The following is a 20,637-nucleotide window of genomic DNA, read 5'->3' as shown; positions in this document are numbered from 1 at the left end:
CGAATGGCGCGCGGTGGCAGGGAGCTGGAGGCGTTCACCGCCTTCCTCGGCGGAGTGCTGACGGTCGGGCTGCTGGCCCTGGCGCTGGCGGGGATCGGCGCGCTGATCGAGCCGGCCCCCTGGCAGCGGGACGCGGCCAAGGTGCTGATGGTGACGGCCTGGCTGAGCAGCACGGTCGGGATCTACCGCCGGCTGCTGCCCCGGGCCGGCCGGCGCCGCCCCGGGCCGGGAGACGACCGGCCGTAGGGCCAGGGCACCGAGGCCGACCGGCGCGGCAGTTGACCGGCCCGGTGCGCCAGGAACCGCCAGGAGCCCGCGTCAGCCCTCGAAGTCCCGGGCGGCGGACAGCTCGTAGGCCCGGTCGGGCTCGGTGAGCGCGGCCAGCACCTCGAACCGGCGGTGCCACTGACCGACCGACCAGGCCAGACCGGCCGCCAGCCCCTCCGGAGTGGCGGCGTGCAGCAGCCCGGGCACCGGCGGCAGCTCGAACTCGTCGTCCTCGTCCGCCGCTTCGGCCTCGTCCGGGTCGTACGGCGCCTCGGGGGTGTCCGCCGAGGTGTCCCAACGCCAGTCCACGGCCGCCTCGTTGCCGTCCGGGCCGACCACCAGCAGCTCGTCGTGCTCCTCGTAGGCGACCGGGCAGCCGGGCAGCAGCTCGCGGACCACGGCCGGAACGCGGTGCAGCCGGCCCTCGGAGAGCACCCGGCCGCCGGCCACCTCGCTGGCGAGCGAGACGTGCAGCCGCTCGGCGAGGTCGGCCGCGAGTGCCGGGGCCACCGGCAACAGCGGGTACGGGTGCAGCAGTTGGACCAGGTCGGGGGCGTCGGCGACGACCACCTCGGTGGCGTCGACGATCACCGTGTGCGCCGGGCGGCGGCCGGTGCCCGGATCCAGTGGCGGCAACGCCCGCACCACGTCCAGCGGGTCGATCCGCTCGACCGGCACGCGGGCCAACGCGCTGTGGATACCGTGCAGTTGGCGGTGGCCGATCTCGGACGCCGGGTCGACGAGCCGGTCCAGCACCTCGTCCGGGCCGTGCGGTTCGGCCAGCAGCGCGGTCAGCGTGGTGCGCACGCCGAGCGCGTGCAGGAACTGCTCGTCCAGGCTGGTCCTGGCCTCCTCGTAGAGGCCGCGCAGCAGCGGGTCGGCCCCGGCCGCGCGCAGACCGGCCGGCTCCCGGCCGTCCAGCACCGGGTGGTCGCGCAGCCACCAGGCCGTGTACGGCGGCAGGTCGGTGTAGGAGCCGTCCGGCAGCAGGGTGCGGACGGGGTTGACCACCGCGTCCCGGTACGGCGGCCGGGCGAGCGCGGCCAGCGCCTGCGGCCAGGCGTCGTCGTCCACCAGGTCGAGGTCGCGGACGGCCAGCAGTTCGGCGGCGACCGGCGGGACGCCCGCGGTGTCGGCGTCGTCGGCGTGCAGCGCCTCCAGGGCGTCCTCGGCCCATTCGGCCAGCCCGTCGGGCGCCTCGTCGAGCAGCCCGGTGGGGTGGCCGCCGGCGGCGCGGTCGGCGGGGACGGTCGGGTCGAGCCGCTCCAGGTCGTCCGGGTCGAGCACCACGTCCTCGGCCCTGACCAGGACGAAGTCGGCCAGCACGCCGACGGCGGTGAGGACTTCGGGGCCCCAGCGGTCCAGCAGCTCGTCGTCCACCCACCCGGCCTCGTCCTCCCGGGCGAGGGCCGCGAACGGGCTGTCGGGCAGGATCAGCTCGCCCGCGCGGGCCGGCTCGCCCTCGTCGTCCAGCAGCGCCAGCCGGGCCAGCCACGGGTGTTCCCCGGCCGCCGGGGCGGCCGCCCTGACCAGGGCGAGCACCGAGTCGGCGAGGTCCACGGCGGCGTCCAGGTCGTCCTCGGCCAGCTCGTAGGAGCGGGCGACGGCGGCCCGCACCTCGGGGGTGTCCAGGACGCCGGCCGGGGTGGCGGTGGCCGCACCGAGCCTGGCGAGCAGCGGGTGGGCCGCCTCGGGGTGGGCGAGCCGCAGGTCGAGCAGGGCGAGCGCGCCGGCCAGCGACTCGGGGTAGCCGGGGTAGGCGGCCCAGTCGGCGTCCTCGGAGGGCAGCAGGACGCGGCGCGGACCGGTGACCGTCCGCCCGTCGGCGAGCGGGACGGGCAGCGCGCCAAGCGCCTCCGGGTCGGCCGCGCCGAGCGCCGCGTACAGGTTGCGCCACCAGGCGGGCTCGCGGTCCAGACCGCCGAGCTGGTCGACCACCTCGGCGAGCGGGACCCGGCGCACGTTCAGCACCCGCAGCTCGCTGCGGCGCTCCAGGCCGGCCGGCAGCAGCCCGGGGAAGATCGGCGCCAGCGCCTCGACCACCGAACCGTCCGCGCCCTCCAGCAGCGTGGCGTCCCGGGGGCGCAGCGCGGGCGTGCCCTCCTCGACGGGCGTCGGGTGCGGCAGGAACGGCGTGCCGGGCAGCCGGCCGAGGACGGCGGCCCGCAGCGCGTTGTCCAGCGCGCCCTGGCCCAGCGGGCCGGGGACGAGGCCGAGCGAGCCCAGGTCGCCGCCACGGGCGCGCAGCAGGTCGGCGTAGCAGTCGGCGGCGCGCTCGGTGAGGAAGTCGGCGAGCGGGCCGGGGGCGACGTGCCGACGGGTGGAGTCCAGCGGGTAGGAGGCGATCAGCAGCGCGGGCAGACCGAGCGGCTCGTCGCTGGGGGTGGGGGCGTGCAGCACCGGTTCGATGCCGGTCGGCTGCGGGGTGCCGTCGGCGGCGACCGGGACGGCCCAGGTCACCGTCCAGTGCGGGCGGGCGCGTTCCTCGGTGGGGCGGTCGGCGAGCAGCGCGGCGTCCAGCGGGCCGGAGGCTCCGGCGGTCTGCCAGACGGTCCGCCGGGACCGCCCGCCGGCGTCGTCGGTGACGGTGACCTCGACGACCCCGTCCGGGCGCGGCTCGGCGGCGGAGCGGGTGAGCGTGCGGGTGCCGTCCGGGGTCTCCACCACGACCTCGGCGAGGCCGGGGAGGGTGAGCAGCAGGGCGTCGTCGATACCGGCCAGCAGCCGGCGGGTGAGGTCCTCGGCGGCGGCGTCGCGCAGCGGCAGGACGACCACGGTGTCGTATCCGTCGGGGGCCGGGCCCTCGGCCGCGAACGGCAGGCGCAGCAGCGGCACATGGCCGTCCCGGCGGCGCAGCTCCTCGGCCAGCGCGGGCTGCTCCTCGGCCAGCGCGCGGGCCTCGCCCAGCGACCAGCGCACCCCGCCTGCGGCGCCGAGCACGGCGGGCTCGTCGGTCACGGCGAGGACGGCGGCGAAGCCGACGCCGAACCGGCCGACGGTGGGCGCCTCGGGGCCGGCCGCGTCCCGCTTGGACGAGGCGCGCAGGGTGGACAGCGACTCGACGGCGGCGGCGTCCAGCGGGGCGCCGGTGTTGGCCGCGGCGAGCACACCACCGGCGAAGGTGAGCCGCAGCCGGCCGGGACCGCCGCCGGCCCGGACGGCGGCGTCGGCGGCGTTCTGCGCCAACTCGACGACCAGCCGGTCGCGGTAACCGCCGAGGGCGAGCTCCTCCTCGGCGTTGGCGTCCTCCCGGAACCGGGCCGGGGAGGCGGCCCAGGCGTCCAGCACCCGGCGGCGCAGCCCGGCACTGCCGAAGAGGTCCGCGAGGTGTCCGCCCGTGCCGCTGCCGATGATCCGAGGTTCCACTGGACCTGCCACCTTCCGCCGCCCTGTACTTCGTACGGGGGCATTCTTCCCTGCCCCGGGCAGTGCTCCCGACCGCGACGGGCTCCGGCACACCGGCCGCGCCCCCGCGGGCCGCACCCGCCGGGCCGGACACGCCGCGGCCCGCCGCACCTCGGGGGTGGGCGGGCCGCGGGCGGTACGGGCTCAGGAGTGACCGAGCTCCTCGGCGGGGGCGTCCGGCTCGACCGAGCCCGACAGGCGGTCCGGGTGGAGCTGCAGCGGCTCGACCACCAGCTCGTCCAGGATCAGCTCGGACGGCGCCGGCGGGGCCGGGATGACGGCGGCCTCGGAGTGCCCGCCGCAGCCGTACGCGAAGGAGACGATCTGGCCGTCGGCCGGGCCGAACTCGTTGCCGCAGACGCCGAAGGCCTGGCCGAGCGAGCCGCCGATCGGGATCAGGAAGCCGCAGCTGTTGCAGGAGGCGGGGGCGGCCTGTGCCATCGGGGTCTGCGCGCCGTGCGTCTTCTCCCAGCGGTCGGCGGCGAGGTGCAGGCCGAGCCGGGAGAGCACCCGGCTGCGGCCCAGGCCGAGCTCCTCGGCGACGGCGCTGATCTGGGCGCGGGCCGGGGCGGGCTGGATGTGCGGGTCGGTGACGACCACGTCCTCCTCGGCCGCCAGCGCGACCGCGGAGTTCGGCGCCAGTTCGTCCTCGCCGGTCCAGCCCGGCTCCAGGCGCAGGTCGTCGGCGTCGGTGGGGAGCAGGTCGCCCGGGCCCATGTCGCCGGGGCGCAGCCGCTCGCTCCACGGCACCCACTGCGGTGCGAGGACGGCGTCCGGACCGGGCAGCAGCACGACCTCGTCCAGGGTGACGTTCTTGGCGCGCGGGGCGCGCGCCACGGTGACGGCCCAGTGCCAGCCTCGGTAGGCGGCGTCGAGGCACTCGAAGGTGTGGGTGACGACGCGGTCGGCGTCCGCCTGGACACCGAGGTGCGCCCCTACGGTTTCCGGTCCGACGGCCTCGTCCGCTGCCTGCCGGGCGAGTTCGACGGCCTCGGCACAGAGCCGATCGGGGGTACGGCTTCGCATCGCAGCACTCACGGCGTCGATTCTCTCCCAGTTCTTCTGTTGCCCACGGCGTGTTGCATGGTCCGTCGCGGCTTGGTGTCCCTCGTCCATTCTGCGCGACCACGGGCCGCTGCGGGTACCGGCCGCGCCGCCCGTCCGTCCGGCCGGCACCGGCGGGGCCTTCGGGCGGACCTTGGGCAGGCTACCCGCCGGGCGGCCACCCGGCACAGTCCGGGGCGTCCGCCGGGGCCGATCGGGCCGCGCCGAGCGGAGCGGAATCCCGCGTTGCGTTCCCGATTCTGGGGCAGGATGGGCTTGTGGCGGACGAACACCCGTCGCAGCACGCACTGCGCCCCTCGCAGGCAGGCAGCCCCGACGAGGCGGACGCCGTGCCGCGACAGCAGTCTTCGGCCCTCGGCGCGGGTGAACCGCCGCCAGTGGGCGCATCCGGGGCGCCCGCACCCGGCCGGCGCCCTGCGGGCTCTCCCGCGGATCCGGCGGATCCCGCCGCGCCGGACGGGACCGACGAGGCCGACGGGGCCGACGGGGCCGACGGGGCCGACGCGACCGAGGGACCCCGCCGCAACTTCCTGGTCCGCTCCGCCTCCGCCGCCGGCGTCCAGACCGGGCGGGTGGTGCACGGCACCGGCCGCCGGATCCGCAAGGCGACCTCCGCCGAGGGCGCCGGCGAGTCGGGCCTGGCCAAACTGATCGAACTGCACGCGCTGAACTCCTTCGGCGACATGCTGATCACCGTCGCGCTGGCGTCCACCATCTTCTTCTCCGTGCCGACCGGCGAGGCCCGTGGCCGGGTGGCGCTCTACCTCCTGATCACCATGGCGCCGTTCGCCGTCCTGGCCCCGGTGATCGGCCCGCTGCTGGACCGGCTGCCGCACGGCCGCCGGGCCGCGATGGCGATGTCGATGCTGGCCCGCGCGGTGCTGGCGTGGACGATGGCGAGCACGATGGCGGGCGGTGGGCTGGCCCTCTACCCGGAGGCGCTGGGCGTCCTGGTGGCGTCCAAGGCGTACGGGGTGGTGCGCAGCGTCGTGGTGCCCCGGCTGCTGCCGAGCCGGCTGTCGCTCGTGAAGGCCAACTCCCGGGTCACCCTGGCCGGGCTGCTGGCCACCGGCGTCGCGGCGGGGGTGGGCGGGCTGCTTCATCTGATCGGCCCGGGCTGGCCGCTGCGCGGCGCCTTCCTGGTCTTCGTGATCGGCACCCTGATGGCCTTCCACCTGCCGCACGCGGTGGACTCCGCCAAGGGCGAGCAGCGCGCCGTCCTGCACGCCGAGGCACCCGGGGGCACCCTGCCGCCCGCCGACGGCGGGGCCGCCGCCGTACAGCCGCCGAAGGCCACCCTGCGCACGGTCGGCCCGTCGGTGATCCTCGCGCTGCGGGCGATGTCGGCGCTGCGCTGGCTGGTCGGCTTCCTGGTGATGTTCCTGGCGTTCCTGCTCCGTGACGATCCGGTCGGCGGCCTGCGGCCGACCCTGGCGCTCGGCCTGGTGGCGCTGGCGGCAGGGACGGGCAACGCGCTGGGCTCGGTGCTGGGTTCGTGGCTGCGCACCCGGGGCACCGAGGCGACGATCACCGCGATGATCCTGCTGGCGACCTGCGCGACGGCCGCGGCCGCGCTCTGGTACGGCGTGGTGACGGTGGTGGTGGTCGCCGGGGCGGCCGGGGTGGCGGCCTCGCTGGGAAAGCTGGCGCTGGACGCGCTGATCCAGCGGGACGTCCCGGAGGCGGTGCGGACCTCGGCCTTCGCCCGCTCGGAGACGCTGCTCCAGCTGTCCTGGGTGGCCGGCGGCGCGGTCGGCATCCTGCTGCCGCTGGACGGCGCGCTGGGGCTCTCGGTGGCCGCCGGGGTGGTCGGCGTGGTGCTGCTCTGGACGGTCCGCAGCCTGTTCAAGGTGGGGCTGCGCCACCGGGCGGCCACGCCCCGGGTCGCCTGAGCGGGGCTCCCCCGCCCGGGTACAACACGCGGTTGCCGACCCCCGCGTAGCGTGACCGGCAAAGCCCGGTAGCCTCTGACGCATGAGCCTCAGCACCCGTGTCATCGCCGCCGTCGGCGCCGTCGTCGTGATCGGCGCCGGCACGGTCGGCGGGTCCATCGCCTACGCGACGGGCCAGACCGCGCCCAGCGACCACCGCGCGACCCTCACCGTCGGTACCTCCTCGACCGAGGCGGAGCCGTTCTGCTTCAACGACGGCAAGCCGCTCACGGACCAGCAGCAGGAGGACTGCCAGGACAAGGCGAGCAAGGCCCTGGACGAGGGCAGGCTCCCCAAGTCCGACGTGGTCGCCAGCGACCGGATCGGCGTCGGCGTGACCCCGACCGTCTCCGACCGCGGCTGGTGGGCGAACACCAACGGCGGCCAGACGAGCCAGGGCGGCCGCTTCATCCTGGCCTCCTCGGCCAAGAACTCGACCTTCTCGGGCATGGTGCCGGCCTCCAAGGCGCTGAACGCCTCCGGCAAGACCCTGATCACCGTGGTCGAGGCCGACCCGAAGCAGCCCGACGCCATCTACGGCGTCTGGTACTTCCAGCTGAACACCAAGGACGCCTGACGGTCACCCGATGACCGCACACGCCTTCCCCGACGAGCGGTCGAGCCCCGAGCGGGCCCGGCTGCTCGTCGTCGTCGCGGTGCCGGCCGAGGCGGAGGCGGTGCTGCGCGGCCTGGCCGGCACCGCCCGCCCGCTGCCGGTACCGGGCGGTGAACTGCACCGCGCCGAGCACTCCTCGGGCGTGACGGTGGACGTCCTGGCGGGCGGGGTCGGCCCGGCCGCCGCCGCCTCGGCCGCGTCCGCCGCGCTCGGCGCCCGCCGCTACGGGCTGGCCGTCTCGGCCGGCATCGGCGGCGGTTTCGCCCCGCACGCGCCGGTGGGCGCCACCGTGGTCGCCGACGCGATCGTCGCCGCCGACCTGGGCGCCGAGACCCCCGAGGGCTTCGCCGACGTCACCGAACTGGGCTTCGGCACCGTCCGGCACACCCCGCCCGCCGCCGCCGTGGCCCGCGCCGCCGAGGCACTGGGGGCCGTCACCGGCACCGTGCTCACCGTCTCCACGGTGACCGGCGGCGCCGACCGCGCCGCGGCCCTGACCGCCCGCCACCCCCGCGCGGTGGCCGAGGCGATGGAGGGCTTCGGGGTGGCCGAGGCGGCCGCCCGGCACGGGGTGCCGGCGTTCGAACTGCGCACCGTCTCCAACCCGGTGGGCCCGCGCGACCGGGCCGCCTGGCGGATCGGCGAGGCGCTGGCCACGCTGGAACGGGCCTTCGCCGAACTCCCGTACCCCGAGCTGCTCAAGGAGGCCGGCCGTGGCTGAACGGCTGAGCATCGCCTACTCGCCGTGCCCGAACGACACCTTCGTCTTCCACGCCTGGGCCCACGGCCTGGTGCCGGGCGCGGAGGCCCCCGAGGTCACCTTCGCGGACATCGACATCACCAACGGCCTCGCCGAACGCGGCGAGCTGGACGTCCTCAAGATCAGCTACGGCGCGCTGCCCTGGGTGCTGGACGAGTACACCCTGCTGCCCTGCGGCGGCGCGCTCGGCCGGGGCTGCGGGCCCCTGGTGCTCACCCGCCCCGGCCCCGCCGACGAGACCCCGGAGCCGGCGGACCTCAGCGGCCGGACCGTCGCGGTGCCCTCCGAACGCTCCACCGCCTACCTGCTGTTCCGGCTCTGGGCGGCCAGGGCGGTGCCCGGCGGGCTCGGGAAGATCGTCGTCCTGCCGTTCCACGAGATCATGCCCGCCGTCCGGGACGGCCGGGTGGACGCCGGCCTGGTGATCCACGAGGCCCGCTTCACGTACCGGCAGTACGGGTTGCACAGCCTCGCCGACATGGGCGAGGCCTGGGAGCGGGAGACCGGCCTGCCGATCCCGCTCGGCGCGATCATCGCCCGGCGCTCGCTCGGCGCCGAGCGGCTGCGGGCGATCGGCGAGGCGATCCGCGCCTCCGTCCGGCAGGCCTGGGCGGACCCGCGGGCCGGCCGGGAGTACGTGCTGGCGCACGCGCAGGAGATGGACCCGGCCGTCGCGGAGCAGCACATCGGGCTGTACGTGAACGAGTTCACCGCGGACCTCGGCGAGGAGGGTTACGCGGCCGTGCGCGCACTGCTCACCCGGGCCGCCGCCGAGGGGCTGGTGCCCCCGCTCGCCCCGGGCGCGCTCGACTTCTGAGCGGTCCGACGCCCGACCGGTCCGACGCCCAAGGACCGGGCGCCCGACCAGCCGGGCGCCCGGGCGGGGCTACACGTCGAACTGGTCCGCCACCGCGCGCAGCAGGCCGGCCAGCTTCTGGCCGGTCGGCTTGGCCGGGTAACGGCCGTGCTGGAGGCCTGGCAGCACCGCGTCCAGCGTGGTGATCAGGTCCTGGACGATCGGCGCCATGTCGTCGGCGCTCTTGCGCTGGGCGGCGGCCACCGACGGCAGTGCGTCCAGCAGCTGCACGGCCATCGCCTGGTCGCCCCGGTGGCCCGCGACCACGCCGAACTCGACCCGCTGGCCCGGCTTCAGCGCGGTGACACCGGCGGGCAGCGCCTTGGTGTGGACGAAGACGTCGCCGCCGTCGTCGCGCGACAGGAAGCCGAAGCCCTTCGTCTCGTTGAACCACTTGACCTGGCCGGTGGGCATCTCGAACAGTCCTCGATGTGGGTGTGAGGGATCCCGGCCCTGGCCGGGGATCACTGGGTGGTGGGAGGGCGGGCCGACCTTCCGTGCACGCCCGGTGGGCGCTCGTGGTCAGCACGCTGTAGAAAGCAGACTAACGGTCCGTCACTGCCTCATCCGCGTTCCGCGAAAGATCCGTGCGGGGCTCTGACGGCCACGGGTGACCCGGTACTGGCATGGCCGGGGCGCGACGCGGCGCAGTCCACTGGCTCACACCCCCGGTCTGAGGAGACGGGGCGCACTTGTCGCACCCCTCGGCACAGCCTGCATACCCCCGCTCAACAGGGATCAAAACTCCCAGCTGCCGGGAAACTGCACAACGTGACCGGACCGCCCGTCCGCGAAGCGGTCCGCGGGCCGGTCGGACCGGACGCCCTGCCGGGTCGGACCGGACGCTCCGACCGACCGGTCCGGGCGCTCTGCCAGACTGGGGGAAGGACCGACCGCAGAGGAGCGACCAGAGTGAGCAGCCAGAGCGCCGACCACGGCGACGCCTACGTCAAGGCCGGAGCGATCGTCTTCGGGCTGGGCGCGCTCGCCACCCTGGTCACCTTCGTCCCGCTGTTCCTGCACCTCACCCCGCTGCCGACGGCCGCGTACTGGCTGAGCATGCTGATGCCGCTGGGCTTCCTGCTCGCCCTGGCCGGCCTGCTGCTCTCGGCCCGCGCCCAGCGCCGCCGGGTCGGGGCCTGACCGCCCGGCGGCACCCGCTCCGGCCCTGGCGCTAGAGCGTCTCCGCCAGGTGCCCGGCCAGCCAGGCCGGGAACTCCGTCAGGTCGGCCAGCACCGCGTCCGCGCCCGCCGCCAGCAGTTCGTCCGCGCGGTAGGGGCCGGTGGCCACGCCCACCGCGACCGCGTCCGCGTGCCGGGCGCCCCGGATGTCGCCGAGGTGGTCGCCGACGTAGACCGTCGCACCGTGCTCGCGCAGCGCGTCGCCCTTGGTCTCCGCCCACAGGTCGCCGGCCAGCGCGTCGGCGTGCAGACCCGCGTGCTCCAGGTGCAGCCGGGCGTTCGGCTCGTACTTGCCCGTGATCACCGCGACCCGGCCGCCGTGCGCGCGGACCGCCTCGACCGCCGCGTGGGCGCCGGGCAGGGCGACGGTGGGGGCGAAGGCGTGCTCCTGGTAGAGCGTGCGGTAGCGGTCGGCGATGCCGGGCAGCCGGTCGGCCGGGAACCAGTTGCCCAGTTCGTCCAGGAGCGGCGGGCCGAGCCGGGTGACCACCAGGTCGGCGTCGATGTACGTGCCGGTCTCGGCCGAGAGCGCGAGATAGGTGGCCCGGATGCCGAGCCTGGTGTCGAGCAGCGTCATGTCGAGGTCGAAGCCGACGGTGAGCGGGGCGGCAGGCGGGGTCGAGGGCATACCGCCAGGTTATCCAACCCGTCCACCATGGACACGGGGGTGATTTGCCCCGGCTTCTCCGCGGAACTTAGGTTTGCCTCAGTTATCTGCGAGAGAGAGCCATGACCGACACCACCGCGCCCGGCAAACGGCGCCTGCTGCGCCGCCGCGCACTGTGGCTCGCCGCCGCGCTGACCGTGCTGGTCGCCGCGGTGCTGCTGAGCCTGGCGGTCGGCAGCCGCACCATCCCGTTCAGTGAGACCGTCGACGCCCTGCTGCACGGCGGGGACAGCACCAACGCCGTGGTCGTCCGCGAGCTGCGGGTGCCGCGGACGGTGGTCGGCCTCGCGGTCGGCGCCGCGCTCGGCCTGGCCGGCGCCGTCATGCAGGGCATCACCCGCAACCCGATCGCCGACCCGGGCATCCTCGGCGTCAGCCAGGGCGCGGCGGCCGGCGTAGTGGTGGCGATCTCCGGGTTCGGGATCTCCTCCCTGACCGGCTACGTCTGGTTCGGCTTCGCCGGGGCGGTGATCGCCACCGTGCTGGTGTACGGGCTGGCGGGGCGCGGGCGGGGTGGGGCGACCCCGATCAAGCTGGCGCTGGCCGGCTCCGCGATGTCCGCGTTCATCGCCTCGCTCAACACCCTGGTGCTCACCACCGACGCGGCCACCATGGACCGGTTCCGCTTCTGGCACGTCGGTTCGCTCTCCGGGCGCACCGCCGACGTGGCCTGGCAGCTGATGCCGTTCCTGCTGGTCGGCACGGTGCTGGTGTTCGCGGTGGCGCGCGGGCTGGACGCGCTGGCGCTCGGCGACGACACCGCCAGGGGGCTCGGCGCGAAGACCGGGCTGGTCCGGGCGGTCGGCGCGCTCGGCGCCACCGTGCTGACCGGTTCGGCGGTCGCCGCGGCCGGCCCGATCGCCTTCGTCGGCCTCGCCGTCCCGCACGCCGCCCGCGCGGTGGCCGGCGCCGACCACCGCTGGGTACTCGCCTTCTCCGCCGTGCTCGGCCCGGCGCTGCTGCTGCTCGCCGACGCGCTCGGCCGGGTGCTCTTCCCGCCCTCCGAGGTGCCTGCCGGTGTGATGACCGCACTGGTCGGGGTGCCGGTGCTGGTCGCCCTGGTCCGCCGCCGGAAGGTGGTGGCGGCATGAGTTCCGTCGCGCTGCGGGGGTACACCGTGCTGCGGGCCGGCCGCGCCTCCTTCCTGCTGCACCGCCGCTCCGCGTTCGTGGCCACCGGTCTGCTGCTGGCGCTGGCCGTCACCGTCGTCGCCTCGCTCTGCCTCGGCGAGTCCACCGTCTCGCCCGCCGAGGTGGTGAAGGTGGTGCTCGGGCAGCCGAGCGCGCACCAGTTGGTGGTCGGCGAGTTCCGGCTGCCCCGGGTGGTGGTCGGTCTGCTGGTCGGCACCGCCCTCGGGCTGGCCGGCGCGCTGATCCAGACCGTCGCCCGCAACCCGCTGGCCAGCCCCGACGTGGTCGGCGTCTCCTGGGGCGCCACCGCCACGGTGGTCGGCCTGATGGCGTACGGCGTGGTCGGCTCCACCGGCCAGGTGCCCTACGCGGCGGTGGCCGGCGGGCTGGTGGCCGGCCTGCTGGTGTACGCGCTGGCCTGGCGGCGCGGCCTGCACGCCCAGCGCTTCGTACTGATCGGCATCGGCATCAGCGTCGCGCTCTCCTCGCTCACCTCGGTCTTCCTCACCAAGGGCGACGGCTTCCAGGCGCAGGCCGCCAAGGTCTGGATGACCGGCAGCCTCAACGGCTCCGGCTACGACCAGGCCGGCTGGCTGGCCCAGGTGCTGCTGGCCGCCGTCCCGGTGGCGCTCTGGGCGGCGCGGGCACAGCGCTCGATCTCCTTCGACGACACCACCGCCGTCGGGCTCGGCCTGCGGCTGGACCGGATCCGGCTCGGCATGGCGCTGCTCGGCATCGTGCTGGCCTCGTGCGCGGCGGGCGCGGCCGGGCCGGTGGACTTCGTCGCGCTGATGGCCCCGCAGATCGCCCTGCGGCTGGCCCGCTCGGCGCAGATCCCGCTGCTCTGCTCGGCGCTGACCGGCGCGCTGGTGGTCGTCCTGGCCGACCTGCTGGCCCGACGGCTGCTCGCGCCCACCGAACTGCCGGTCGGCGTGGTGACCGGCCTGGTCGGCGCGCCGTACCTGATGTGGCTGCTCGTCCGATCCCGCCGTGGAGGTTCCTGATGCCCGATCACCTGGTGCCCGCCGGCCCGGCGCCCGACCACCGCCTCGAAGCCCGGGGCCTGACCCTCGCCTACGAGGCGCGTACCGTCGCCGAGGGGCTGGACCTGCGGATTCCCGACGGCAGGGTGACGGTGATCGTCGGCCCGAACGCCTGCGGCAAGTCCACCCTGCTGCGCGCGCTCGGCCGGCTGCTGAAGCCCGTCCGGGGCGCGGTACTGCTGGACGGCGCCGAGCTGGCCCGGATCCCCACCAAGCGGATCGCCCAGCGGATCGGGCTGCTGCCGCAGTCCCCGACCGCGCCCGAGGGCATCTCGGTGGCCGACCTGGTCTCGCGCGGCCGCCAGCCGCACCAGAGCTGGTGGCAGCAGTGGTCGGCGGAGGACGAGGAGGCGGTGGCCGAGGCACTGGAGCGGACGTCGACCGCCGAGCTGGCCGAACGCAGTGTGGACGAGCTCTCCGGGGGGCAGCGCCAGCGGGCCTGGATCGCGATGGCGCTCGCCCAGGGCACCGACATCCTGCTGCTGGACGAGCCGACCACCTTCCTGGACATCGCCCACCAGGTCGAGGTCCTGGACCTGGTACGACGGCTCAACGTCGAACGCGGCCGGACGGTGGTCGCCGTGCTGCACGACCTCAACCAGGCCGCCCGGTACGCCGACCACCTGGTCGCGATGCGGGACGGGCAGATCGTCGCCCAGGGCGCGCCGGGCGAGGTCGTCACGGCGGAGCTGGTCCGGGAGGTCTTCGGGCTGGACTCGGTGGTCGTGCCGGACCCGGTCACCGGCACACCCCTGGTCGTCCCGGGCTCGCCGTGGGCGGTGAAGGCGGACGCCTGACGGCCACGGCACGGCCACGGCACGACCGGCGGGGGGCGCGCCACAGGCCGCAGACGAGGACGCATAGCATCATTTCGGACATAATCGACGCGCCGCCGCCCGTTCGCCCCCGTCCGAGGACCGCCGATGCCCCCGATCACCCGCCGTACCCTGCTCACCGGGCTCGGCGGCGCCGCCCTCACCGGGTGCACCGCGCGGCGCGGCACCCCGCTCGCCGACAACGCCGCCGGTGTCCTCTCCCCCACCCCGCTGCCCGCCGTCACCGTCAACACCGCGATGGGCCCGGTGACGGTACCGGGCGCGCCGATGCGTGTCGTCACCCTGGACACCGCCGAACTCGACTCCGCGCTGACCCTCGGCATCACCCCGGTCGGCGCGGCCCGGGCAGCCGTCGACCCCACGTTCCCCGACTACTGGCCCGCCTCCCGGGTCGCCGGGATCACCCCGGTCGGCGCTCCCGGCGCCCCGGACCTCGACGCGATCCGCGCCGTGCGTCCCGACCTGATCCTCTCCAACCAGGCCCGGGACGGCGACCGCTACGACACGCTGCGGCAGATCGCCCCCACCGTCCTCACCCAGACCACCGGCGCCCCGTGGAAGGCCAACGTCCAGTTGCACGCCCAGGCGCTCAGCCGTCAGAACGCGGCCACCGCCTTCGCCGGCGCCTACCAGCGGCACGTCTCCCAGGTGATCCAGGCGCTGGCCGGCGCCAAGGCGTCCGGCCGGAAGATCAGCCTCGTCCGCTTCGTCGAGGGCGGCGGCATCCGGCTGTACGGCAAACAGAGCTTCCCCGGCACCCTGCTCACCGACGTCCAACTCGGCCGCCCGGACGCCCAGAACGTCGACCAGGCCGACATCGAGATCCCCCTGGACCAGATCGCCAGGGCCGACGGCGACCTGCTGCTCTACGCCACCTACGGCAACCCCGGCCGGGCCGGCACCACCGCCACCCTGGCGAGCCCCGGCTGGCAGGCCCTCGGCGCCGTCCACGCCCACCGGGCCTTCCCCGTCGACGACCAGCTCTGGTTCCAGGGCATCGGCTACACCGGCGCCAACTTCGTCCTCGCCCAGCTCCAGCGCTTTCTGGGGGCGTAGGCCTGGCCGGCCGCGTGCCGCCCGTCCGGCTCCACCCGTGATCGGCGCGGACGGGGACCGGCGAGAACAGCCGGTAGGCGCGGCACGCGAGGCCCCGGCCTCAGCCCTCCGTCCGGGCCGCCCGCCGCATGGCCACCCCGAGCAGGAACAGCGCGGAGAGCACCGCCGCCACCCGCAGCGCCCCGGGGGCCGCGGACCAGGTCACCTGGCCGACCTGCTCGCCCGGCTGAAGCGCCTCGCCCCAGCGGCCCTGGGCGCGGCCCCAGAACCAGACGGTGGTCGCGCTCATCGTGATCAGCGGAATGCCGAGAATGGCGAACTTACGGGTGAAGTCGGTCAGTTGACGGGACAGGTAGCCGAGCGCCCAGCCCACCAGCAGCGCCGGGACCAGCCCGACGACCGCACCGCCGACCAGCGTCACCGAGGACAGCAGGAGCAACGGCGACGGGCGGCGGCCGGCCAGCACGCTCTGCCGCGGCGCCCCCGCCGGGGCCCCGCCGCCCTCGCTCCCGGACTTGGCCCTGGCCTTCCTCTTGTTCCTGCGCCCGCCCTTCCCCGCCGCCTTCCCCGCTGCCGTCTCCTCGGCTGGCGCCGGGTCCGGCGTGTCCTCCGCGGGCGTCCGCTGTTCCGGGATCGGCTTGGGGGGCGCCTGCGGCGCGTCCGAGAAGTTGAGCATCACGAGGTCCCAGCCGCCCGGGTCCGCCGAGTACAGCTGCGACGCCGGCGGAGCGTCCGCACCGGCCGACGACCCCGCGAGCGGCCCCTCGGACGTCTCGCCGAACGGTTCCGACACCCTGGGCGGAGCCGCGGGGGCCGGCGGGACGGACGGCATCCCCGGCACACCGGGCGGCCCGGCCGCGTACACACTGTCCCCGTCCGCCGGCCCGCCTCCGCCCGGCGGCTCGCTCCACGGCCCGCGCTTACGCCACCACTCGCCGTCCGACATCACCCAACACCCCGCCTTGCCCGAGCCCGTCCCCGCCGATCGTGACGCTACCCATCCGGCCCCCGCCCACGCGAGCCCGGGCCGCCCGGATGATCGACAGCCGCCCGCGACTCATCCCGCACCGCCACCCGACGCGACTAACCTAGGTCGAATGACCACATCGCAGGGCCCCCAACGCCCCGGGAAGTCCGCCGCCGGCCCCCGCACCCTCGCCGAGGAGCTCCGCACCCGCCCCGACGACGACCTCGCCGCCCTGCTCCGGTCCCGCCCCGACCTGCTCAATCCCGTCCCCGGCGACCTCACCCAGCTCGCCGCCCGGCTCTCCTCCCGTGCTTCCGCGCTGCGCGCCCTGGAACGCCTCGACCGGTTCACCCTCCAGGTCGCCGAGGCCCTGGCCGCCGCCCCCGACGGCGCGTCGCTCGCCACCGTCCGGACCCTGCTGGCCGGCCCCGCCAAGGTGAAGCCGCACCCCGGCGCCACCCCGCTCACCACCGCCGACCGCGCCGCCGTCGCCGCCGCCCTCCCCCGGGCCCTCGCCACACTGCGCGACCGCGCCCTGCTCTGGGGCCCCGACAACGGACTGCGCCTGGTCATCGCGGTCCGCGAGGCCCTCACCCCGACCGCCGCCAACCCCGGCCGCACCGGCCTCGGCCCGACCCTCGCCGAGGCCACGCCCGGAATGTCCCCGGCCCGGCTGCAGCAACTGCTCGCCTCCGCCGGCCTGCCCGCGACCCCCGACCCGGTCACCGCCGTCGCCGCGCTCACCGCGCTGCTCACCGACCGCGCCCGCTGCGACGCCCTGCTCGCCGGCGCCCCCGAACCGGCCCTGCGCCTGCTGGACCGCCTGGTCTGGGGCCCGCCCACCGGGACCGTCCCGGACGCCACCCGCCCGGTCACCGCCGAGGACGCGCAGAGCCCGGTCGAGTGGCTGCTCGCCCGCGGTCTGCTGCTGCCCACCAGCCCCGGCAGCGTCGTGCTGCCCCGCGAACTCGCTCTGCACCTGCGCGGCGGCCGCACCCACCGCATGACCGAACCGGTCCAGCCCGAGCCCGTACCCGACGCTCCACCGCGCGATCCACAGGCTGTGGACAGTGCCGCCGCCGGCCAGGCCCACACCGCCGTCCGGATCGTCGAGGAACTGCTCGACCTCTGGGGCCTCACCCCGCCCGCCACCCTGCGGGCCGGCGGCGTCGGCGTCCGCGACCTCAAGCGCACCGCCCAGGCCCTCGAAACCACCGAGCGCCAGGCCGCCTTCTGGCTCGAACTCGCCTACACCGCGGGCCTGCTGGCCCCCGACGGTGAGGCCGACGAACGCTGGGCCCCCACCCCCGGGTACGACGCCTGGCTCCAGCAGGACACCGCCGGACGCTGGGCCCGGCTGGCCGGCTGCTGGCTCACCGCCACCCGCGTCGCCGCCCTCACCGGCAGCCCGGACGGCAAGGGCAAGCCGCGGGCCGCGCTCGGCCCCGAACTCGACCGCACCCTGGCCCCGTCCGTCCGCCGGGCCACTCTCGCCCTGCTCGCCGAACTGCCGCCCGGCACCCCCGCCACCGCCGACGAACTGCTGCCCACCCTGCGCTGGCAGCGCCCGCTGCGCGGCGGCCCGGCCACCGGCGAGGGCCGCGATCTGCGCGACGACCTCACCGCCTGGACCCTCGCCGAGGCCGAACTCCTCGGTGTCACCGGCCGCGGCGCCCTCGCCGCCCCCGCCCGCGCCCTGCTGACCGCCGAGGCCGACCCGGCCGAGGTGCTCGCCCCGCTGCTGCCGCGCCCGCTGGACCACGTCATCCTCCAGCCGGACCTCACCGCGATCGCCCCCGGCCCGCTGCTCGCCCCGCTCGGCCAGGCCCTCGCGCTCTGCGCCGACATCGAGTCCAAGGGCGGCGCCACCGTCTACCGGTTCACCCCGGAGTCCGTCCGCCGCGCGCTCGACGCCGGCCGCACCGCCGCCGACCTGCAGGTCTTCCTGGAGCAGCACTCCCGCACGCCCGTACCCCAGCCGCTCACCTATCTGATCGACGACGTCGCCCGCCGGCACGGCGTGCTGCGGGTCGGCGCCGCCTCCTCGTACCTGCGCTGCGACGACCCGGCGCTGCTCGCCGAGGTGCTGGCCGACCGGCGCTCCGTCGATCTGCGGCTGCGCCTGCTCGCCCCCACCGTCCTGGCCTCCCAGGCCGCCCCCGACGCCCTGCTCGCCGCCCTGCGCACCATGGGCTACGCGCCCGCCGCCGAGTCGGCCGAGGGCGATGTCCTGATCACCCGCCCGGACCGCCACCGCACCCCGCCGCGCGCGGCCCCCGTCCCCGTCCCCGACGGCCCGCCCACGCCCGACGACACTCTCCTCGCGGCCGCCATCAAGGCCATCCGGGCCGGCGACCGCGCCGCCACCGCCATCCGCCGCGAGCCCACCCCCGACCCGCGGCAGCTGCCGCGCACCGCCGCGGCCGAGACCCTCGCCGCTCTGCAGACCGCCGTCCTGCTCGGCGAGCGGATGTGGATCGGCTACCTCAACGCCGAGGGCCTCGCCAGCCAGCGCATCATCGACCCGGTGAAGGTCGAAGGCGGCTACGTCACCGCCTTCGACCACCACGCCGACGAACTCCGCACCTTCGCCCTCCACCGGATCACCGGCGTGGCCGAACTGGAGGACTCCGCCTGACCGCCGGAACGGAGCCCGGCCGCCGGGACGGAGCCCGCTCCCCGGGGCGGGCCCTGCTCACCGCAGCGGGTCAGTGCGCCTGCCCCTGCTGCATCTTCTCCTTGATCGCCTGATCGGCCAGCGTGCCGATCTCGCTCTGGCCGACCGGCAGGCTGCCGCCGCTGACCAGATCGGCGAGCAGGAACCCGCCGGCCGCGAACGGGCCGCCGGTCTCGCCGAGGCCCGCGAGGGCGTGGGCGGAACCGGCGGAGGAGGCGGTGGCGGCGAAGGCCGTACCGGCGAGGGCGAGGGCTGTGAGGACGCGCTTCGACTTGTTCATGCCCGGCTCAACGACGGAGCGGCCCCCCGGTTACCGCCCGGCCCACCGACCGCCCGGGCGGCGGACAGCGGCTCCGGCCCCTCGAAGGCGGCCGAACCACGGTGGCCGCCCGCGTCCGCCACGAAATGCGCGACACTGGAGGGTCTGCGTCGGACCAGCCGGTCAGACCAACCGGTCAGACCAACCGGTCGACCCGGCCGGTCGGCCGGTCATCAGTCCAGCCTGTCAGTGTCAGCCAGTGGAGGGCTTCCCCGCGTGAACGACGGACCGCTCATCGTCCAGAGCGACAAAACTCTTCTCCTGGAGATCGACCACCCCAAGGCCGCCGACTGCCGCCGCACCATCGCGCCGTTCGCCGAACTCGAACGCGCCCCCGAGCACGTGCACACCTACCGGATCACCCCGCTCGGGCTCTGGAACGCCCGCGCGGCCGGGCACGACGCCGAGCAGGTGGTCGACGCCCTGGTGACGTACTCGCGCTACCCGGTACCGCACGCGCTGCTCGTGGACGTGGCCGACACCATGGCCCGCTACGGACGGCTCCGGCTCTCCAAGCACCCGACCCACGGCCTGGTGCTCACCAGCACCGACCGGCCGGTGCTGGAGGAGGTGCTGCGCTCCAAGAAGATCGCCCCGCTGGTCGGCGCCCGGATCGACCCCGACACCGTCGTCGTCCACCCGTCCGAGCGCGGCCAGATCAAGCAGGTGCTGCTCAAACTCGGCTGGCCCGCCGAGGACTTCGCCGGGTACGTGGACGGCGAGGCGCACCCCATCGAGCTCGACCAGAACGGCTGGCAGCTGCGCCCGTACCAGGCCCAGGCCGTCGAGGGCTTCTGGCACGGCGGCTCCGGCGTCGTCGTCCTGCCCTGCGGTGCCGGCAAGACGCTGGTCGGCGCGGCGGCCATGGCCGAGGCCAAGTCGACCACCCTGATCCTGGTCACCAACACCGTCTCGGCCCGGCAGTGGAAGCACGAACTGGTCAAGCGCACCTCGCTCACCGAGGACGAGATCGGCGAGTACAGCGGGACGAAGAAGGAGATCCGCCCGGTCACCATCGCCACGTACCAGGTGATGACCACCAAGCGGAAGGGCGTCTACGCCCACCTGGAGCTCTTCGACGCCCGCAACTGGGGCCTGGTGGTCTACGACGAGGTGCACCTGCTGCCCGCGCCCGTCTTCAAGTTCACCGCCGACCTCCAGGCCCGTCGCCGCCTCGGTCTGACCGCCACCCTGGTCCGCGAGGACGGCCGCGAGGGGGACGTCTTCTCGCTCATCGGCCCCAAGCGCTTCGACGCGCCCTGGAAGGAGATCGAGGCGCAGGGCTACATCGCGCCCGCCGACTGCTGCGAGGTCCGCGTCACCCTGACCGACACCGAGCGGCTCGCCTACGCCACCGCCGAGCCCGAGGAGCGCTACCGCTTCTGCGCCACCACGGCGACCAAGCGTCGGGTGGTGGAGGCCCTGGTCAAGAAGCACGAGAAGGACCAGACGCTGATCATCGGCCAGTACATCGACCAGCTCGACGAGCTCGGCGAGGTCCTGGACGCCCCGGTGATCAAGGGCGAGACCAGCAACGCCCAGCGGGAGAAGCTCTTCGAGGCCTTCCGGAACAAGGAGATCAGCGTCCTGGTGGTCTCCAAGGTCGCCAACTTCTCCATCGACCTGCCCGAGGCGACCGTCGCCATCCAGGTCTCCGGCACCTTCGGCTCCCGCCAGGAGGAGGCCCAGCGCCTCGGCCGCGTCCTGCGCCCCAAGGCCGACGGCCACGCGGCCCACTTCTACTCCGTGGTGGCCCGCGACACCGTCGACCAGGACTTCGCCGCCCACCGCCAGCGCTTCCTGGCCGAACAGGGCTACGCCTACCGCATCATCGACGCGGACGACGTGCTCTAGCGGGTC

18 protein-coding genes are annotated in these 20,637 nt (G+C 75.5%); 12 read left to right on the top strand and 6 right to left on the bottom strand.

Features of this window, described 5'->3' with window-relative positions:
- Positions 1-3: 3 nt before the first annotated feature.
- On the top strand, positions 4-246 hold the full coding sequence (locus ACIQIB_RS08295) for a hypothetical protein (RefSeq protein ID WP_363607900.1): 243 nt from the start codon (positions 4-6) through the stop codon (positions 244-246).
- A gap of 72 nt (positions 247-318) precedes the next feature.
- On the opposite strand, the gene ACIQIB_RS08290 is transcribed toward ACIQIB_RS08295, so the two are convergent.
- Together ACIQIB_RS08290 and ACIQIB_RS08285 are read right to left on the bottom strand one after the other, a co-directional pair.
- Complete coding sequence (locus ACIQIB_RS08290; protein WP_400757298.1) at positions 319-3,633, bottom strand: sacsin N-terminal ATP-binding-like domain-containing protein; 3,315 nt, start codon at positions 3,631-3,633, stop codon at positions 319-321.
- A 183-nt stretch (positions 3,634-3,816) separates the two neighbouring features.
- The gene (locus ACIQIB_RS08285; RefSeq protein WP_363607913.1) at positions 3,817-4,698 is read right to left on the bottom strand and encodes a DUF3027 domain-containing protein; all 882 of its coding nucleotides are present in this window, start codon (positions 4,696-4,698) and stop codon (positions 3,817-3,819) included.
- Positions 4,699-5,267: 569 nt separating this feature from the next.
- Between ACIQIB_RS08285 and ACIQIB_RS08280 the strand changes: the two genes are divergently transcribed.
- The 4 genes from ACIQIB_RS08280 to ACIQIB_RS08265 all read left to right on the top strand — a co-directional run bounded on the left by ACIQIB_RS08280 (position 5,268) and on the right by ACIQIB_RS08265 (position 8,861).
- Positions 5,268-6,629, top strand: a complete 1,362-nt coding sequence (locus ACIQIB_RS08280) for an MFS transporter (RefSeq protein WP_400653767.1) — start codon at positions 5,268-5,270, stop codon at positions 6,627-6,629.
- Positions 6,630-6,711: 82 nt separating this feature from the next.
- Positions 6,712-7,245, top strand: coding sequence for a hypothetical protein (locus ACIQIB_RS08275; protein ID WP_400653698.1), 534 nt, complete (start codon positions 6,712-6,714; stop codon positions 7,243-7,245).
- Between the two features lie 10 nt (positions 7,246-7,255).
- The gene (locus tag ACIQIB_RS08270) at positions 7,256-8,005 is read left to right on the top strand and encodes a futalosine hydrolase (RefSeq protein ID WP_400757296.1); all 750 of its coding nucleotides are present in this window, start codon (positions 7,256-7,258) and stop codon (positions 8,003-8,005) included.
- Complete coding sequence (locus ACIQIB_RS08265; protein ID WP_400757295.1) at positions 7,998-8,861, top strand: 1,4-dihydroxy-6-naphthoate synthase; 864 nt, start codon at positions 7,998-8,000, stop codon at positions 8,859-8,861. Before ACIQIB_RS08270 ends, ACIQIB_RS08265 begins: the two co-directional genes overlap by 8 nt.
- A 69-nt stretch (positions 8,862-8,930) precedes the next feature.
- Here the strand turns inward: ACIQIB_RS08265 and ACIQIB_RS08260 are convergent, their stop codons facing one another.
- Positions 8,931-9,314, bottom strand: a complete 384-nt coding sequence (locus tag ACIQIB_RS08260; RefSeq protein WP_363607905.1) for a cold-shock protein — start codon at positions 9,312-9,314, stop codon at positions 8,931-8,933.
- 498 nt (positions 9,315-9,812) lie between these two features.
- On the opposite strand from ACIQIB_RS08260, the gene ACIQIB_RS08255 reads away from it, so the two are divergent.
- Positions 9,813-10,043, top strand: a complete 231-nt coding sequence (locus ACIQIB_RS08255; RefSeq protein ID WP_363607906.1) for a hypothetical protein — start codon at positions 9,813-9,815, stop codon at positions 10,041-10,043.
- Positions 10,044-10,074: 31 nt separating this feature from the next.
- Here ACIQIB_RS08255 and ACIQIB_RS08250 read toward each other — a convergent pair whose 3' ends face one another.
- Positions 10,075-10,710, bottom strand: coding sequence for an HAD family hydrolase (locus ACIQIB_RS08250; RefSeq protein WP_363612566.1), 636 nt, complete (start codon positions 10,708-10,710; stop codon positions 10,075-10,077).
- Between the two features lie 101 nt (positions 10,711-10,811).
- Between ACIQIB_RS08250 and ACIQIB_RS08245 the strand changes: the two genes are divergently transcribed.
- From ACIQIB_RS08245 to ACIQIB_RS08230, 4 genes are all read left to right on the top strand, one after another.
- Positions 10,812-11,840 carry an iron ABC transporter permease gene (locus ACIQIB_RS08245; protein WP_363612568.1) on the top strand — a complete coding sequence of 343 codons (1,029 nt, stop codon included), beginning with the start codon at positions 10,812-10,814 and terminating at the stop codon, positions 11,838-11,840.
- Positions 11,837-12,883 (top strand): FecCD family ABC transporter permease, encoded by a 1,047-nt coding sequence (locus ACIQIB_RS08240; protein ID WP_400757293.1) that lies wholly within the window; start codon positions 11,837-11,839, stop codon positions 12,881-12,883. Before ACIQIB_RS08245 ends, ACIQIB_RS08240 begins: the two co-directional genes overlap by 4 nt.
- Positions 12,883-13,719, top strand: coding sequence for an ABC transporter ATP-binding protein (locus tag ACIQIB_RS08235; protein WP_400757291.1), 837 nt, complete (start codon positions 12,883-12,885; stop codon positions 13,717-13,719). Before ACIQIB_RS08240 ends, ACIQIB_RS08235 begins: the two co-directional genes overlap by 1 nt.
- A 126-nt stretch (positions 13,720-13,845) precedes the next feature.
- A complete protein-coding gene (locus ACIQIB_RS08230; protein WP_363612574.1) occupies positions 13,846-14,814 on the top strand; it encodes an iron-siderophore ABC transporter substrate-binding protein in 969 nt (322 codons plus the stop codon).
- Positions 14,815-14,914: 100 nt separating this feature from the next.
- Here the strand turns inward: ACIQIB_RS08230 and ACIQIB_RS08225 are convergent, their stop codons facing one another.
- Positions 14,915-15,760 carry a hypothetical protein gene (locus ACIQIB_RS08225; protein ID WP_400757289.1) on the bottom strand — a complete coding sequence of 282 codons (846 nt, stop codon included), beginning with the start codon at positions 15,758-15,760 and terminating at the stop codon, positions 14,915-14,917.
- A gap of 151 nt (positions 15,761-15,911) precedes the next feature.
- On the opposite strand from ACIQIB_RS08225, the gene ACIQIB_RS08220 reads away from it, so the two are divergent.
- Entirely contained in the window at positions 15,912-18,419 is a 2,508-nt protein-coding gene (locus ACIQIB_RS08220; RefSeq protein ID WP_400757287.1) for a helicase C-terminal domain-containing protein, read from the top strand.
- A gap of 70 nt (positions 18,420-18,489) precedes the next feature.
- Here the strand turns inward: ACIQIB_RS08220 and ACIQIB_RS08215 are convergent, their stop codons facing one another.
- Entirely contained in the window at positions 18,490-18,738 is a 249-nt protein-coding gene (locus tag ACIQIB_RS08215; protein ID WP_363612580.1) for a hypothetical protein, read from the bottom strand.
- A gap of 255 nt (positions 18,739-18,993) precedes the next feature.
- On the opposite strand from ACIQIB_RS08215, the gene ACIQIB_RS08210 reads away from it, so the two are divergent.
- Complete coding sequence (locus tag ACIQIB_RS08210) at positions 18,994-20,631, top strand: DNA repair helicase XPB (RefSeq protein ID WP_363612582.1); 1,638 nt, start codon at positions 18,994-18,996, stop codon at positions 20,629-20,631.
- The last annotated feature ends 6 nt before the right edge of the window (positions 20,632-20,637 follow it).

The sequence above is a fragment of the Kitasatospora sp. NPDC092286 genome, from assembly GCF_044755565.1.
Lineage (GTDB): Bacteria > Actinomycetota > Actinomycetes > Streptomycetales > Streptomycetaceae > Kitasatospora.
Note: the sequence above shows the minus strand (reverse complement) of the source record. Positions and strands in the feature narration are given on the sequence as shown.

Excerpts from the sequence above, each read along its gene's own strand:
- ACIQIB_RS08260 (WP_363607905.1), bottom strand. The coding sequence starts at position 9,314 with ATGCCCACCGGCCAGGTCAAGTGGTTCAACGAGACGAAGGGCTTCGGC.
- ACIQIB_RS08245 (WP_363612568.1), top strand. The coding sequence starts at position 10,812 with ATGACCGACACCACCGCGCCCGGCAAACGGCGCCTGCTGCGCCGCCGC.
- ACIQIB_RS08220 (WP_400757287.1), top strand. The coding sequence starts at position 15,912 with ATGACCACATCGCAGGGCCCCCAACGCCCCGGGAAGTCCGCCGCCGGC.
- ACIQIB_RS08295 (WP_363607900.1), top strand. The coding sequence starts at position 4 with ATGGCGCGCGGTGGCAGGGAGCTGGAGGCGTTCACCGCCTTCCTCGGC.
- ACIQIB_RS08275 (WP_400653698.1), top strand. The coding sequence starts at position 6,712 with ATGAGCCTCAGCACCCGTGTCATCGCCGCCGTCGGCGCCGTCGTCGTG.
- ACIQIB_RS08285 (WP_363607913.1), bottom strand. The coding sequence starts at position 4,698 with ATGCGAAGCCGTACCCCCGATCGGCTCTGTGCCGAGGCCGTCGAACTC.
- ACIQIB_RS08250 (WP_363612566.1), bottom strand. The coding sequence starts at position 10,710 with ATGCCCTCGACCCCGCCTGCCGCCCCGCTCACCGTCGGCTTCGACCTC.
- ACIQIB_RS08240 (WP_400757293.1), top strand. The coding sequence starts at position 11,837 with ATGAGTTCCGTCGCGCTGCGGGGGTACACCGTGCTGCGGGCCGGCCGC.
- ACIQIB_RS08270 (WP_400757296.1), top strand. The coding sequence starts at position 7,256 with ATGACCGCACACGCCTTCCCCGACGAGCGGTCGAGCCCCGAGCGGGCC.
- ACIQIB_RS08215 (WP_363612580.1), bottom strand. The coding sequence starts at position 18,738 with ATGAACAAGTCGAAGCGCGTCCTCACAGCCCTCGCCCTCGCCGGTACG.
- ACIQIB_RS08225 (WP_400757289.1), bottom strand. The coding sequence starts at position 15,760 with ATGTCGGACGGCGAGTGGTGGCGTAAGCGCGGGCCGTGGAGCGAGCCG.
- ACIQIB_RS08230 (WP_363612574.1), top strand. The coding sequence starts at position 13,846 with ATGCCCCCGATCACCCGCCGTACCCTGCTCACCGGGCTCGGCGGCGCC.
- ACIQIB_RS08235 (WP_400757291.1), top strand. The coding sequence starts at position 12,883 with ATGCCCGATCACCTGGTGCCCGCCGGCCCGGCGCCCGACCACCGCCTC.